This window comes from Paenibacillus sp. FSL R7-0273 (assembly GCF_000758625.1).
Taxonomy (GTDB): domain Bacteria; phylum Bacillota; class Bacilli; order Paenibacillales; family Paenibacillaceae; genus Paenibacillus_AQ.
The window spans coordinates 859,495-874,846 of the sequence record NZ_CP009283.1; the positions used below are offsets into that span (position 1 = coordinate 859,495).

Annotated in this window: 11 protein-coding genes; 10 read left to right on the forward strand and 1 reads right to left on the reverse strand. The window is 51.8% G+C overall.

Annotation, left to right across the window (positions count from 1 at the left end):
• The first annotated feature begins 1,133 nt into the window (after positions 1–1,133).
• The 4 genes from R70723_RS03770 (at position 1,134) to R70723_RS03785 (ending at position 5,357) form a co-directional block, all read left to right on the forward strand.
• Positions 1,134–1,628, forward strand: a complete 495-nt coding sequence (locus R70723_RS03770) for a CYTH domain-containing protein (protein ID WP_039869916.1) — start codon at positions 1,134–1,136, stop codon at positions 1,626–1,628.
• Positions 1,629–1,793: 165 nt separating this feature from the next.
• Positions 1,794–3,182: a threonine synthase gene (gene thrC, locus R70723_RS03775; RefSeq protein WP_039869919.1), complete on the forward strand. Its 1,389-nt coding sequence runs from the start codon at positions 1,794–1,796 to the stop codon at positions 3,180–3,182.
• A gap of 288 nt (positions 3,183–3,470) precedes the next feature.
• Positions 3,471–4,457 (forward strand): Gfo/Idh/MocA family protein, encoded by a 987-nt coding sequence (locus R70723_RS03780; RefSeq protein WP_039869921.1) that lies wholly within the window; start codon positions 3,471–3,473, stop codon positions 4,455–4,457.
• A 24-nt stretch (positions 4,458–4,481) separates the two neighbouring features.
• Entirely contained in the window at positions 4,482–5,357 is an 876-nt protein-coding gene (locus R70723_RS03785; protein ID WP_039869923.1) for a radical SAM/SPASM domain-containing protein, read from the forward strand.
• 112 nt (positions 5,358–5,469) lie between these two features.
• Here the strand turns inward: R70723_RS03785 and R70723_RS03790 are convergent, their stop codons facing one another.
• The gene (locus R70723_RS03790) at positions 5,470–6,474 is read right to left on the reverse strand and encodes a LacI family DNA-binding transcriptional regulator (protein ID WP_039869925.1); all 1,005 of its coding nucleotides are present in this window, start codon (positions 6,472–6,474) and stop codon (positions 5,470–5,472) included.
• 453 nt (positions 6,475–6,927) lie between these two features.
• Here R70723_RS03790 and R70723_RS03795 point away from each other — a divergent pair, with 453 nt between their 5' ends.
• From R70723_RS03795 to R70723_RS03820, 6 genes are all read left to right on the forward strand, one after another.
• The gene (locus R70723_RS03795) at positions 6,928–8,289 is read left to right on the forward strand and encodes an ABC transporter substrate-binding protein (RefSeq protein ID WP_039869927.1); all 1,362 of its coding nucleotides are present in this window, start codon (positions 6,928–6,930) and stop codon (positions 8,287–8,289) included.
• Between the two features lie 204 nt (positions 8,290–8,493).
• Positions 8,494–11,385 carry an extracellular solute-binding protein gene (locus R70723_RS03800; protein WP_047171320.1) on the forward strand — a complete coding sequence of 964 codons (2,892 nt, stop codon included), beginning with the start codon at positions 8,494–8,496 and terminating at the stop codon, positions 11,383–11,385.
• Positions 11,386–11,407: 22 nt separating this feature from the next.
• Positions 11,408–12,313, forward strand: coding sequence for a carbohydrate ABC transporter permease (locus R70723_RS03805; protein ID WP_231574819.1), 906 nt, complete (start codon positions 11,408–11,410; stop codon positions 12,311–12,313).
• A gap of 56 nt (positions 12,314–12,369) precedes the next feature.
• Positions 12,370–13,218, forward strand: a complete 849-nt coding sequence (locus R70723_RS03810) for a carbohydrate ABC transporter permease (RefSeq protein ID WP_039878213.1) — start codon at positions 12,370–12,372, stop codon at positions 13,216–13,218.
• Positions 13,219–13,230: 12 nt separating this feature from the next.
• Positions 13,231–14,739, forward strand: coding sequence for an NHL repeat-containing protein (locus R70723_RS03815; protein ID WP_063837751.1), 1,509 nt, complete (start codon positions 13,231–13,233; stop codon positions 14,737–14,739).
• Entirely contained in the window at positions 14,720–15,340 is a 621-nt protein-coding gene (locus tag R70723_RS03820; RefSeq protein ID WP_039869933.1) for a Yip1 family protein, read from the forward strand. The genes R70723_RS03815 and R70723_RS03820 overlap by 20 nt, the downstream gene beginning before the upstream one ends.
• The last annotated feature ends 12 nt before the right edge of the window (positions 15,341–15,352 follow it).

Sequence of the window (15,352 nt, forward strand, 5' to 3'; positions counted from 1 at the left end):
TAGTAGCCGATGCCGAGCTGTTAAGGCTGATTTTGAAGATGCTGAATTGCTGAGCTTGAGCGCTGGTGCTGAGTAGCTGATGTTGAGTAGTTGATGTTGAGTAATTGATGTTGAGTAGTTGATGTTGAGTAGTTGATGTTGAGTAGTTGATGTTGAGTAGCTGAAGTTGAATAGTTGATGTTGAATAGTTGATGTTGAATAGCTGATGTTGAATAGCTGATGCTGAATAACTGAAGTTGGATGCTAATGCTGAGCTGTTGATGTTAAGTAGCTGATGTTAAGTAGCTGAATTTGAGTAGCATGGTGTTGAGTAGCTGGTGTAGAGTAGCTAATGATGAGTAGAAGATGATGATTAGAAGATGCTGAGTAGCTGAAGTTGAGTAGCTGATGCTGAGCTGCTAATGTCGAGTTGTTAATATCTCGCCACTGCTGCTGAGCTACTGCTGCTGAGCCATTGATGTTTATCCCCTAACGCCGGCCTGACAACATTACTCCGCTAATACGACACTTTCGGCTGGGCACATTTGTCCGTCAAACGAAATAAGTGTACTTACTGCAGCTATATTGAGGAGAAACCCTCTTATTTCCGGAATAGCTGCACTTTGTACACTTAAAAAAGCATAAAAGCCCGCTTTTCACCGAAACAGCCCGGAATAGCTGCACAGAGTGCAGTTATTCTGAAAAAAACGCCGAAAACCGCCAGTTTAGTTGCACAAAGTGCAGTTATCCTGAAATTCCTGTGTACCTGGTTTAGGGGGATAATCTTCCCGGGAGCGCCGACCAAGCGGATTGGAATTTCGTTTCGTTTTCGCCGTCCAAGGCTGAACCAGCTGACGTATTTTTGAAGAAGCCAGCAGGAGAACGAGGCATATTCCTGGGTTTCGGCCCGAAAGACTAGCGCGACAGCGGAGGTTTTTTAAATCGGAGGAGAGTAAGAATACCTCCATAGCGTCCGTAACATGTCCGAGCACGTCCGAAGAAGTCCGAAGCAAGTCCGCCCAAATTTCCCGCCCGCCGATTGACTAACGTATGACCTGCCCCTATGATGATAAATAATATAAAACATCGCGGCGCGGATCGTATATCGTGCATTTATATTGTGTACCGTATAGCGCATGAAGGAGAGAGACAGCATGTCTATGGAGATTGAACGCAAGTTCCTGCTGCCGGAATATCCGGAGCAACTGATTGAGGGCGGAGAGCTCAAAGTAATTACGCGGCACAGCATTGACCAGACGTATCTGGCGATTGAGGACGGGCAGGAGCTGCGGGTGCGCAAGATTACCGATCTCGACTCGGGCGAGGTTACGTTTACGCATACGTTTAAGGACGGCAAGGGCATCAGCCGCAAGGAGATCGAATATGACATCTCGGAAGGGCTGTATAACCAGATGATTGAGGCCGTTAAGGCGGTTCCCCTGGTCAAAACACGTACCACAGCAGTATGGAACGGCATCACCGTAGAGATCGACGTCTACACCCAGCTGCAGCTCACAGTAATTGAGGTGGAGTTCGATTCCCTGGAGGAAGCGGAGAGCTTCACCGCTCCTGAATGGTTCGGAGAAGATGTAAGTACAGAGAAAAAGTACAGCAACAAAACCGTCTGGAAAGAGCTGCAGAAGAAGTAAGGGCGGCATCCATATTTTTTCGGCAAAGTTGACACAGAAGTAACGGACTTTAACGCTTAAACGTGTTAATATATAGTGTGTGATGGCATCGGCAGCTTGGCTTCATTTTCAGCATACCGGGCCTAGAGGGTTAAATAAAGAGGGGTCCAGGAGGATGAGACAGGTATGGAGTATATAAGCACAAGAGGAAAAGTGGAAGCTAGAGGCTTTATTGATACAGTCCTGATGGGACTGGCGGATGACGGCGGGCTGATGGTGCCTATCCAGATCCCGGTAATTGCCCCGGATACGCTGGAGGAATGGCGCAAGCTCAGCTTCCAGGAGCTGTTCCTGGAGATTTTCTCACACTATACCAATGATGAAATTCCTTATAATGACCTCAAAGAAATGGTCTACACCAGCTATGGCAATTTCCGCGCGCCGGAAGTGACGCCTCTCCATAAATTAAATGATTCTCTCTACGTGCTTGAGCTGTTCCATGGGCCGACGTTTGCGTTCAAGGATGTGGCGCTGCAGTTCATGGGCGAGCTGTACTCTTATATTGCCAAGGTGCGCGGGGAGATTATTCATATTCTCGGGGCAACCTCAGGGGATACTGGTGCAGCGGCGATTCAGGGCGTACGCGGCAAAGAAGGCATCAAAATCTGTATTCTGCATCCGCATAACAAGGTGAGCAAGGTGCAGGAGCTGCAGATGACCACCGTGGACGACAGCAATGTGCTGAATTTGTCTGTGGAAGGTAACTTTGACGACTGCCAGAAGGTGATCAAGGAGCTGTTCGCCGACCTGGACTTTAAAGGCAAATATCACCTGCGGGCGATCAACTCGATCAACTTTGTGCGTATTCTGGCCCAGACGGTCTATTACTTCTATGCTTACCTGCAGATTGAGAACAGCAGTGAGAAGAAGATTAATATCAGTGTGCCTTCGGGCAACTTCGGCAATATTTTCTCCGGCTTCCTGGCCAAGAAGATGGGCCTGCCGGTCAACAAGCTGATCATCGCCACCAACGAAAACAACATTCTCGAGCGTTTCATCCTCACCGGCGAATACAAACCGGGTGAATTTACGAGCACCTACAGTCCTTCGATGGATATTCAGGTGGCGAGCAATTTTGAGCGGTATCTGTATTATCTGCTGGGCGAGGATGCAGTGAAGCTGTCGGAGTATATGGCCGGGCTTGCGGCAGACGGTAAAATTACGGTGGACGGCGGACTGTTTGCGCAGGTGCAGTCTGATTTTTCCGCGCTTGGCGCGAAGAATCAGCAGTGTCTGGACATCATCAGCAAATATAAACAAGAGTACAGCTATCTGCTTGATCCGCACACAGCCTGCGGAATTGCCGCCTATGAGGCGTTCAGCGGACCGGATGAGGCTACCATTACGTTCGCTACCGCACATCCTGCCAAATTTGACGAGGCGATTGCCCTCACCGGAATCAAGCAGGAATTCCCGCAGCAGATTTCCGCATTGTTCGATATGCCGCAGCATATGAAAGTTGTGGAGCATGACAAGGCGGCTATTGTGCGCGAGCTGCAGGATTTTTTCGGCTAAAAGGATAACAGGGACGCAGAAGGTCCGCTCTCAAAAGAGCGGGCTTTTTTACTGTCCGGGATCAGCTCAGGTGCTGCTGAATAACGTTGGGAAAGGATGGGCATTCTGCTGACAGCCGCTTTTTAGAGGGGGATTATCAGGAAAAATACGGATGTTCTGCAGGTGCTTTTTTTCACATAAAAAATCTAGCGGAAATTGTCGGAAATTAACCTTCAAAAAGTGGACATCCCTGACATGGGATGAGAAAATAGCAGTTATAGATCAAAAAGACAAAGGACGGGATCACTCATGACAATTCGTTTCGGGGTCGTTGGCACCAACTGGATTACAGACCGTTTTATTCAGGCTGGACTGGAAAATGAGGATTTTATTCTGACTGCGGTGTACTCCCGTACAGAGGAAAAGGGCCAGGCTTTTGCCGCTAAATATGCGGGAGCCGCTATCTATACTAACCTGGAGGATATGGTATCCAGCCAGGATGTGGATGCTGTGTACATAGCCAGTCCCAATTCGATGCACGCCGAGCAGGCGGTCATCTGCATGAACCACGGCAAGCATGTCCTGTGTGAAAAGCCGGCGGCCTCCAACAGCAGAGAGCTGAAGCTCATGATCGAGGCGGCCCGCGCGAATGATGTGCTGCTGATGGAAGCGATGAAATCGACAATGATGCCGAATTTCAGTGTGATCAAAGACAATCTGTATAAGCTGGGCACAGTACGGCGTTATTTCGCGAGCTATTGTCAATACTCATCCCGTTATGATGCTTACCGCCAGGGGACTGTGCTGAATGCTTTTAATCCGGAATATTCCAACGGCTCGCTGATGGATCTGGGGATTTACTGCCTGTATCCAATGGTGGCGTTGTTCGGCAAGCCGGATGCGGTGAAGGCGGCAGGCTATATGCTGTCCTCCGGGGTCGACGGTGAAGGCAGCATGGTTATGAGCTACCCGGATATGGATGCTGTCATTATGCATTCCAAAATTTCCGACTCCTATCTGCCTGCTGAAATTCAGGGGGAGAACGGAACGATGGTCATCGATAAAATCAATCAGCCGTACCAGGTCAAAATTCATTACCGCGACGGAACGGTTGAGGAGCTTACGGTGCCGCAGGTGTATGAAGCAATGTATTATGAGGCGCACGAATTCATTGAGCTGCTGAAAAACGGCCAGCGCGAAAGCAGCATCAACAGCCACGGAAATTCGCTGGCCGTAGCTGAGATTATGGAGGAGGCCAGACGGCAGATCGGCCTCCGCTATGCAGGTGATCTATAGTGAAATGGAAATGGGGAGCAGCACTTGAAGACATTTAAAAAGGTATACATCGAGATTACAAGCGTCTGCAACCTGGCCTGCAGCTTTTGTCCGCCGACGGAGCGGCAGAAAAACTTCATGAAGCCGGACACCTTCAACAAAATTCTGGATGAGATTAAGCCGCACAGCAATCATATCTATCTTCATGTTAAGGGAGAGCCGCTGCTGCATCCGAAGATCGGCGAGCTGCTGGATGCAGCGCATGCCAAAGGCTTCAAGGTTAATATTACGACCAACGGAACGCTGATTCATAAAGCCGGACCGAAGATTATCGGCAAGCCGGCGCTGCGCCAGATGAATTTCTCCCTGCACAGCTTCGACGGGCATGAGGGCTCGGAGAACCGCGAGGGCTATCTGCGGGAGATTATTTCGTTTGTCCGCGAAGCCTCCGCGCAGGGCGTCATTATCTCCTTCCGGCTGTGGAATCTGACGGAGGACAACCAGACGAACGTGACGCGGATGCGCAACCGCGAGACATTAGTGGTGCTGGAGGAGGCCTTCAATCTGGATTACCGGATTGAAGAGAAGGTGGTTCCCGGCAGCGGCGTCAAGATTGCGCCGCGCGTCTATCTGAACCAGGACCACGAGTTCAGATGGCCGGCCCTGCACGAGCCGGAGGATGACGGCAAGGGCTTCTGCCATGCGCTGCGCAGCCAGGCAGCGGTGCTGGTCGACGGCACGGTGGTACCGTGCTGTCTGGACGGCGAGGGCGTCATCAACCTCGGCAACCTGCATGAGCAGCCGTTCTCCGAGATTGTCGAGGGCGAGCGTGCGAATAATCTGTTCTACGGCTTCTCCCGCAGGGAAGCGGTGGAGGAGCTGTGCCGCAAGTGCGGGTACCGCCAGCGGTTCGGGACCTGAGAAGAGTCTGTCTGCAACAAAACCTCTCTTTTAGTGAAATGGAGTATGACTATCCATTCTGCTAAAGAGAGGTTTTTTAGTTGTGCGGTGCACCGGAATCCTGATCCAAGTGTCAGCCTTTGATGATCAGATCAGCCTGGATAAGGATTTTTTCAAAGCTTGTACCGGGATTAAGGATTCTCCACAGCATCTGGTCTACCGCCCGCATACCAAGCTGTCCCTTATCAACATTCACGGTAGCCAGAAGAGGCAGTGAAGGATAGGTGTTATCAAAGCCGGTGAAGGCCAGATTGGCGGGGACAGGCAGGCCCATGTATTCCATGGTTTCGATCGCGAACAGCGCATAGGTATCGTTGGCGCATATGAAAATATCAGGCAGGCCATGCTCGGTAACAGCAGCTGCGAAGGTCTCCCTGAACTGGTCAATCTCAGGCGCGATCAGCGCAGGAATCTGGCTGAGACTGATCCCCTTGTCCTCCAGTGCCGCACGGAAGACAAGGAAGCGTTCATAGAAGCTTTCAGCATCGCGGATGTTGCCGATGAACTGGAAGCGGGTATATCCCCTACCGATGGCCAGCTCCATCAGTTCCTTCATCACAGTCATGTTATCGGTAAAGATGGAATCGCTTTTGAAGCCGGGGTCAGCATGATCTACCATCATGACAGGAATCCCAAGGCTCCTGATCTCCAGCAGAATGGGGGTTGAGATCGAGCCGACGGTAATTACACCCATTATGGCCTCGGGATGCAGAAGCGAGAACAGGGAGTCACCCTTGGGCTCGGTTAATGTCACCACGTTGATGCCCCGCTGGTCCAGCCTCGAGGAGATGCCGTTAAACACCGGACCCCAGTATAAGGATTCCGGGTTCTGGTAGCGGACGTTAGGAAACAGGATCACAATGGTCCCGGACCATTTGCGCATATCCAGATCAACCGGTCCGCCCGGTGCCTTCGCCGGCAGAGAGTCCTTGAAATAACCAAGCTGGCCGGCGGCTTTGAGTATCGTATCCCGGGTCTGGGTGCTGACTCCTGGTTTATTTGATAAGGCCCGTGAAACCGCAAATTTGGATAGTCCGGTGAAATCAGCTATAGATTGAATCGTTACTTTGCGTCGCATAAAATCATCCTACTCTAGTCAGATTGGTCAACATCAATGGGAGGCCGCATTTACAATTCTACATGAAGAAGCCCGGACTCACACATCTTTTTTTGCGCAGGAAATAGAAACGAAAGGTTCTAAAAAGGAGGCTGAGGAAAACGGAATAAAGATTATTTGTTTTGTTAGATGTTATTTTTGTTATTTGTCGAATAATAAAAACTGTATAAATTATTCATTAAATTAGGTCTTGATACATAAAATTGAAAATGAAAGCGCGTTAAATCCAAAAAACCGTCAAAATGTGATTGACCGTTTACCTAACAGGTGGTAATATTTGTTATGCAAAATAAAAACAAAAATAATAACAAAAGAAAAGGTGGTATGCCGAAAAGAACGGGTTTCCTGGAATGTTGTTATTTTTTTATACATGTCTGTAAGCGCTTCATTTTAAAACCATGGGAGGTTATACGAATGAAAAGAGTGAAGGGGTATTCCGTTTTATTGCTGTGCCTGGTCTTTCTGCTTACAGCCTGCAGCGGCGGGAATAATGCGGCGAACAGTCCCAAAAATAATCCGACTGCAGAGCCGGCTGCGACAGAGGCGGTTGCAGAAGCGACTGCAGAGCCTACTGCGGCACCGGTGGATATGGGCGGGCGTGTCATTAAGGTTGCTGCCTGGTGGGACCTCAAGCCGGCGGGGAATTCTGCTTCCGAGAAGGAGCGGCTCGCCAAGATTGCTGAGGTGGAGGAGAAATACAACTGCAAATTTGAATTTGTAAATGTTCCGTTCGAAGAGTTTATGCCCAAGTTCACAGCAACTGCGCTTACAGGAGAGCCCTTTGCCGACATCGTAATTATGGAGTACAACTCGGCATGGCCGGCCATTCTCAAGGGGCAGCTGATGAAGGTCAGCGAATTCACAACGGCTGAATCCAATATTAATAACGAAGCGACACTGCTGGTTAAGGCCCCGCAGATCGCCAATGAATATTACGCTTTTGCGGAGCCGGGAACCGGCGGCGCGGGCCTGCATTACAACCGCGACTTATTCAAGAAGCTGGGCCTGCCGGATCTGCAGGAGGTATATGCGAGCGGACAATGGACCTGGGATAAATTCATTGAAATCGCCAAGCAGGCCACCAAGGATACCGATAATGACGGCAAGATCGATACGTACGGGTTCTCGGGCTGGGCTATCGACATCCTCCGTAATTTCTCTGCAGCCAACGGAGGCAAAATTGTTGATGAAGCTACAGGCACCCAAGGCCTGACAGATCCAAAGGTCATTGAAACGGCGGAGTTCATCAACCGGCTCTACAATGTGGAGAATGTCATGAAGGTTAAAGGTACTGACAAAGTCGGCTATGACGAGTTCAACACCTTCAAAGACGGCGATGTGGCGATGTTCCCGGCTCCGGTATGGAATCTGGGCGACCTGACCTTTGATTTCGGTATCGTACCGTTCCCTAACGGCCCGTCAGGATCGCCGGAAGTAACGTATGCGGATAACGGAAAGAATGCCTTCTTTATTCCTAAGGGTGTAAAAGATCCGGCAGCTGCTTATCAGGCGTTCGAGGAAACGTATGACATTACCCAGACCGGTGATTTCCCGAGCCAGGAATGGCTGGAAAGCATTTATGCCCATGAAGAGGATGTAGCGATGCTGCATGATCACATCAACAACACCGGCCAGATTCTGCTGGAAACCGCTTATCCGGATTTCCCGACCTACGGCTTTATGAAGGATATTATCGTAGATAATCAGTCGGTTACCGCGACTGCCGAGAAGTATAAACCGGAAGCGGAGGCTTCCATTGCCAAGCTGGGCAAGTAACAGAAGCGGCCCGGGCCGCTTTTGCGGCGGGGGAGCCTGCGGGCTCCCCTTGCTGCATACAGGTAAGATTTCACCACGGCATGACAGCCTTCCCGAACAAGGGAACTGCTGCTTCTGCTGTAAGGAGGACTTCTGGTGACCGGTAAAACTAGCCGTTTTCAACTGGCCAAGAATATAACGCTTGCCGCTTTAGCCTTGTTACTGATGCTTCCGGCAGGCTTGAACGTACAGGCAAATGCAAGTGATCAGACCGTACCGGCAGCAAAGAATACGCAGGCGGCAGCATCCTCCGGACAGTCTGCGGAGGATGCATCGCCTGCGGGAGGAACAGCAGCCTTTAACCAGGATAAGTATACAGCTTACCTGGCCGGGCATAAGGATGCTGCCAGACCGGAGCAGGAAATCATTATTGAGGCTGGGGACTACAGCCTGGCTGAGGGCAGCGGAATCAGCAGGCTGTCTGACCATGAAGGGATGTCCGGAGAATCCCTGCTCACGGGTGAGTCGGGCAGGGTTGAATGGACGGTCAGCGTTCCTGAAGCCGGTCTCTACAATCTGTCCATGCTGTATTATCCGGTTGCAGGCAAAAGCTCGGCCATCGAGCGTGCATTGTACATTGACGGAGAGCTCCCGTTTCGTGAAGCTGCCTTTCTGCAGTTTGACCGCATCTGGGTGAATCAGCTGGATCAGCTGGAAACGGATAATCAGGGGAATGACCTGAGACCCAGACAGCTTGAGCAGCCCCGCTGGAGCGAGAAGCCGTTTCAGGATTCTGACGGGTATGAGAATGAGCCCTTTTTATTTTATTTTTCCAAAGGCACGCATACGCTGGCGCTGGAGTCTTCCAGGGAGCCGGTTATCATCAGGCAGCTGAAGCTGTACAAGCAGCCTGAGCCGCTGTCCTACGAGGAGCTGAAAAAGCAGCTGGATGCCGCCGGTGCGCAGCCTGCGGATAATCAGCTGCTGGTCATTGAGGGAGAGGCGGCGGCAGCAAAATCATCGCCGACCCTGTATCCGCTCAGCGAGCGTTCCAGCTCCGCTGTTCATCCCTACAGCTCTTCCAAAATAAAAATCAACACCATTGGCGGCTTTAACTGGCGGATACCCGGCCAGTGGATCGAATGGGAGATCGATGTTCCTGAGACCGGGCTATATAAGCTGGCCTTTAAGACACAGCAAAATTTTGTAAGGGGGATTTACTCTACCCGCAGGCTGACCATTGATGGTGAGGTGCCGTTTGCCGAAATGGCCATGGTCCCCTTCCGCTATAAAAGCGGCTACCGGCTGGATGTTATGGGCGGAGATGAACCCTATCTGTACAATCTCGAGCAAGGAAAGCATGTGGTGCGGCTTGAGGTCAGCCTCGGCGAGTTCGCCCCGCTGATCCGTGAGGTAGAGGAAAGCCTGTACAACCTTAATTCGATGTACCGCAAAATTCTGATGATTACCGGCACGAAGCCGGATGAATACCGCGATTACCAGCTGGATAAGAAGGTGCCGGATATGCTGGAGGTGTTCGGGACCGAGCATGACCGGCTGAGGAGCGTCGCCAAAAGGCTGGTAGAGCTGTCGGGACAGTCCAGTGACCAGGAAGCGCTGCTTAAGACGATGGCGCAGCAGCTCAGCGAGCTGATCGAGGACCCGGATACCATCCCGAGAAGGCTTACCGCCTACAAGACGAATACCGGGGGCCTTGGCACCTGGGTTCAGCAGGCCAGAGAGCAGCCGCTGGAGATTGATGCGCTGTATGTGGCCTCACCGGATAGGAAGCTTCCGAAGAAGGGAATGGGCTTTGGCTCGAAAATCAAACACGAGACAGCTACCTTCCTGGCCTCCTTCTTCACGGATTACAACCAGATCGGGAATGTATCCGATGAGGATGACCAAAAATCAGTTACGGTCTGGATCGGCAGCGGACGCGATCAGGCGAATACGATGAAGGCGATGATCGATGAGACCTTTACCTCAGAAACCGGCATCAACGTAAATCTGAAGCTGGTGAACATGTCCACGCTGCTGCCGGCCACACTGGCCGGGCAAGGTCCCGATGTTGCGATGCAGATCGGAACGGACCTTCCTGTAAACTTTGCTATGCGTAATGCCGCGGCTGACCTGACGCAGTTTGCAGACTTTGCGGAGGTAGAGGGCCGTTTCCGCGAAAGCGCGATGGTGCCGTTTGTCTATGACGGCGGAGCCTATGCACTGCCTGAGACCCAGACCTTCAATATGCTGTTCTACCGCAAGGACATTCTGGAGGAGCTTCAGCTTGAGGTCCCCCAGACCTGGGAGGATGTATCCACCCTGCTGGCTGTGCTCAGCAAGAACCACATGCAGTTCGGTCTGCCGGTTGTGATTCAGTCTGCCGTTCAAGGACAGAATATTCCGCCTAACTCCATGTATGCGGCGCTGCTGTTTCAGAACGGCGGACAGTTCTACCGTAACGGCGGGGAAGAATCGGATCTGGATTCCCGGACCGGCATTGAAACATTCAAGCAGTGGACGGAATTCTATACCGATTACAAGCTTGAAAAGGAATATGACTTCGCGAACCGGTTCCGTACCGGTGAAATGCCCTTCGGCATAGCGGATTATACCGTCTACAACCAGCTGTCTGTGTTCGCTCCGGAAATCCGGGGGATGTGGGGCTTCGTACCGATACCGGGAACCGTGAAGCCGGATGGTACGATTGACCGCACGGTCTCCAGCGGCGGGAGCGGCGTCATTATGATGGAGAAGGCGGAAGACAAGGACTCGGCCTGGGCGTTCATGAAATGGTGGACGAGTGAGGAGACGCAGACCGTGTTTGGACGCGAAATGGAAGGCCTGATGGGAGCCGCCGCACGTTATCCGACCGCCAACATCAAGGCGCTGGACAGTCTGCCCTGGCCGGTTGCCGATTACGATAATCTGAAAGCCCAGTTCGAATGGGCCGAGGGTGTGCCTGAGGTGCCGGGCGGATATTTCACAGGACGGCATTTATTCAATGCCTTCTACAAGACGGTGGTCGGCAATGTGGAGGCCCGGGAATCCATCATGGACTACGTTCAATATATCCAGGATGAGATCAGCACCAAGCGCAGAGAGTTTGGCCTATAGCAGCAAGGGGGAGGAGCAAGCCGTGCAGAATTGGTGGAGCCTGAAATGGCATGAGATAAGAGCCAATAAGCATTCCTATATTTTAATGGCACCGTACATGATCCTGTTCGCCGTATTTACGGTGTTGCCTGTCCTGGTGTCGATTGTGCTCAGCTTCACATATTTCAACATGTTAGAATTTCCGAAGTTTATCGGCTGGCAGAACTATACCCGCCTGTTCCTGGAGGATGATGTCTTTCTGATCGCCCTCAAAAATACGCTGCTGTTTGCAGTGATTACAGGGCCTATCAGCTACATTGCCTGTTTTGTGTTCGCCTGGATCATCAACGAGCTGTCACCCAAGCTTAGAGCTGTAATGACGCTTGTCTTCTATGCGCCCTCCATTTCGGGGAACGTATACTTCATCTGGCTGATGATTTTCTCCGGTGACCGGTACGGAATTATGAACGGCCTGCTGCTGCGCTTCGGCTTCATTCTGGAGCCGATCCTGTGGCTGAAGACGGAAGGCTATATTATGCCGATTATCATCCTGGTGCAGCTGTGGCTCAGTCTGGGAACCGGCTTCCTGGCATTCATCGCCGGCCTGCAGACGGTAGACGGCACTTTATATGAAGCCGGAGCGGTCGACGGAATCAAAAACCGCTGGCAGGAGCTGTGGTACATCACGCTTCCGTCGATGCGGCCGCAATTAATGTTCGGCGCCGTAATCCAGATTACGACCGCTTTTGCCGTAGCCGATGTCTCCATTGCCCTGGCCGGGTTCCCGAGTGTGAACTATGCGGCGGAGACGATCGTCACGCATCTGATTGATTTTGGCACCACCCGGTTTGAAATGGGATATGCGTCAGCGATTGCTACGGTGCTGTTCCTGATCATGGTCGCCTCGAACCTTATCGTACAAAAGCTCCTTAGAAAGGTGGGCGAATAATCTTGAATATCCCCTTTCAGGCCAATACCAGAAGGCGGCTCGGACGCGCAGTCCGGATGCCCAAAAAACGGGTGAACCGTTCAGCCTGGGGCACATTTTCCTTATTCGCCCTGCTTACACTCTTCGGGGCCTTTATGATTCTGCCGCTGGTTTATGCCATTAACAATGCGTTTAAGCCGCTGGATGAGATTTTTATTTTCCCGCCGACGCTGTTTGTGCGTAATCCGACGCTGAATAACTTTGTGGATCTGTTTAACCTGCTCGGCAATTCGTGGGTACCGTTCTCCCGGTATATTTTCAACACGGTGTTCATTACAGGCGCAGGTATTATCGGACACGTCATCTTTGCCTCGGCAGCGGCATATCCGCTGGCCAAGCATCATTTTCCCGGCAAAAAAGTGCTGTTCACCATCGTCGTTCTATCGCTGATGTTCACGCCGGCCGTAACGGCTATGCCCAACTATATGATCATGTCCTGGCTGGGGCTGATCGACACGTACTGGGCCGTCATTATTCCGGCATTCGCCTATTCTCTGGGCCTGTATCTGATGAAGCAGTTCATGGAGCAGATTCCGGATGTGCTGCTGGAGGCCGCCAAAATCGACGGTGCCAGCGAATACCGCATTTTCTGGACGATCGTTATGCCTAACGTCAAGCCGGCCTGGCTGACCCTGATTATTCTGCTGTTTCAGATCCTGTGGGGCAGCGACGGCAACGGCTTCATCTACAGCGAACAGCTGAAATCGCTTCATTTCGCGGCTGGCCAGGTAGTAGCCGGAGGCATTGCCCGTTCCGGTGCAGCGGCGGCAGTGGCGCTTATCCTGATGAGTGTGCCGATTACGCTGTTTGTTTTTTCACAGAGCCGGATTATTGAGACGATGGCTACTTCAGGAATGAAGGACTAGGGGGGAAGGCAGTTGATTGCAAAAAAGTGGCTGCTTGCGGGGACAATGGCATCCCTGCTGCTGAGTTGTGCGGCTCCCGCGCCGGTGAATGCCGAGGCCGTGCCATATGAGAGCTATAACTATAATTACTGGGAGGAAGCCGTGCCTGCTCCGGCAGCATACATCCCTGACCGTACGCTTACAGGCAAGGATCTCGGGGTGGGTGACTTTCTGGACCCCGCCGACATGGTTGTTGCGGACAGCGGGCTAATCTATATCGTAGACAGCGGGAATGCCCGGATTATCTGCCTGGACAGCGGCTGGAAGGTAGATAAGGTCATCACCGGCTTTGACAACGGCGGGAAGGCAGAAACCTTCAAGAATCCGTCGGGGCTGTATGTTAATGACGAAGGCAATCTGTTCGTGGCCGACACGGACAACGGGCGTATCGTCGTGCTGTCCCCGGACGGGGAGCTGCTGCGTTTGATTGAGCAGCCGGAGTCGGATATCCTGCCGGCTGACTTCAAGTTTATCCCGGTCAAGGTGACGGTGGACCAGGCGGAACGGGTCTATGTTATTGCCAAGGGTATTTTCGAGGGAATTATGCAGTTCGATGAGAACGGCGTGTTCATCGGCTACGTCGGCACGAACAAGGTCAAGCGCGACTACACCGAATATATCTGGCGGATGTTCTCGACCAAAGCGCAGAAGGCGCAGATGGCGTTGTTCGTCCCCACGGAGTTCTCCAATATTGATGTGGATGAAAAAGGCTTCCTGTATGCGACGAATATTGATCCGGGCTCGAAGGAGCCGGTTAAACGGCTTAATCCCTCCGGTGAGGATGTGCTGAAGCGGTTCGGGTACTTCGATGTTCTGGGGGATATCCGTTACCGGATATCGGTGGGACCTTCCAAGTTCACGGATATCAAGGTGCTTCCTGACGGAATGTACAGCGCGCTGGACGCCAATCAGGGGAAGGTGTTCACCTATAACGATGAAGGCGACCTTCTCTATGTGTATGGCGGCAAGGGCAACCAGACCGGGACGTTCAAAACACCGGCAGCCATTGAGTACGCCAGCGGTAACCAGCTGGTGCTGGACCGGGGGAAGGGCAATATCGTGGTCTTCAAGCCGACCCGGTTCGGCAGCATTGTAAATGAAGCGGTCGGCTATCATTACAACGGTGAGGATGTACAGGCGGTTCCCGTATGGAGGGAGGTCCTGAAGCTGAATGCCAACTATGATATCGCCTATATTGGCATAGGCAAGTCGCTGCTTATGGAGAAAAACAACAAGGAAGCGATGAAGTATTTTAAGCTCGGGATGGACCGGGACGGTTATTCCGTAGCCTTCAAACGGTATCGCAGAGAAGTGATGCAGGAGCACTTCGGAACCTTCCTGACATCGGTAATGCTGCTGGTGGCCGTATGGGTTGCCTACCGGATCTTCGGCTTCTGGAGAAGAAAACGGCAATCCCGGGCTTCCAGCCAGGCTCCGCATAACCTTAAGGAGGGGAACGCCCATGAGGCAGGATTTCATTAAATTCCCGCTGCACCTCATTGTGCATCCGTTTGACAGCTTTTGGGATATGAAATATGAGGGCAAAGGAAAGCTGCGGGTAACACTGACCATTCTGCTGCTTGTCGTGATCTCCATGATCCTGAAGAATCAGTTCGCAGGTTTTCTGGTCAACTATAATGACCCGCGCCATCTAAACAGTATTACACAGCTGATCACCGTTATTTTTCCGTTTTTCCTGTGGTGCCTGTCCAACTGGGCCATAACAACGCTGATGGACGGCGAGGGGAAATTCAAAGAGATCATGATGGCTACGGGCTATGCGCTTGTTCCCATTGTCATTATTTACACCCCGATGGTCGTGGCCAGCCGGTTTATGGCAGAGGAAGAAACGGCCTTCTACTATTTGATGATGTCGGTGGCATCCATCTGGTTCATAGCGCTGCTGTTCGTCGGCATTATGACCGTTCATCAGTACACTGTGCTCAAAACGGTTGTAACGATGCTGCTGACGATAGTGGTTATGGGCATTGTTGTATTCCTCGGAACCCTTGTCCTGAGCATGATTCAGCAGATTACCGAATTCTTTATCAATATTTACCGTGAATTGATTTTCCGTACATGAAGGAGGCCGCAT

Coding starts and splice junctions, on each gene's coding strand:
- R70723_RS03820 (WP_039869933.1), top strand. CDS start 14,720: ATGAGGCAGGATTTCATTAAATTCCCGCTGCACCTCATTGTGCATCCG.
- R70723_RS03770 (WP_039869916.1), top strand. CDS start 1,134: ATGTCTATGGAGATTGAACGCAAGTTCCTGCTGCCGGAATATCCGGAG.
- R70723_RS03780 (WP_039869921.1), top strand. CDS start 3,471: ATGACAATTCGTTTCGGGGTCGTTGGCACCAACTGGATTACAGACCGT.
- R70723_RS03795 (WP_039869927.1), top strand. CDS start 6,928: ATGAAAAGAGTGAAGGGGTATTCCGTTTTATTGCTGTGCCTGGTCTTT.
- thrC (WP_039869919.1), top strand. CDS start 1,794: ATGGAGTATATAAGCACAAGAGGAAAAGTGGAAGCTAGAGGCTTTATT.
- R70723_RS03790 (WP_039869925.1), bottom strand. CDS start 6,474: ATGCGACGCAAAGTAACGATTCAATCTATAGCTGATTTCACCGGACTA.
- R70723_RS03800 (WP_047171320.1), top strand. CDS start 8,494: ATGCTTCCGGCAGGCTTGAACGTACAGGCAAATGCAAGTGATCAGACC.
- R70723_RS03810 (WP_039878213.1), top strand. CDS start 12,370: ATGCCCAAAAAACGGGTGAACCGTTCAGCCTGGGGCACATTTTCCTTA.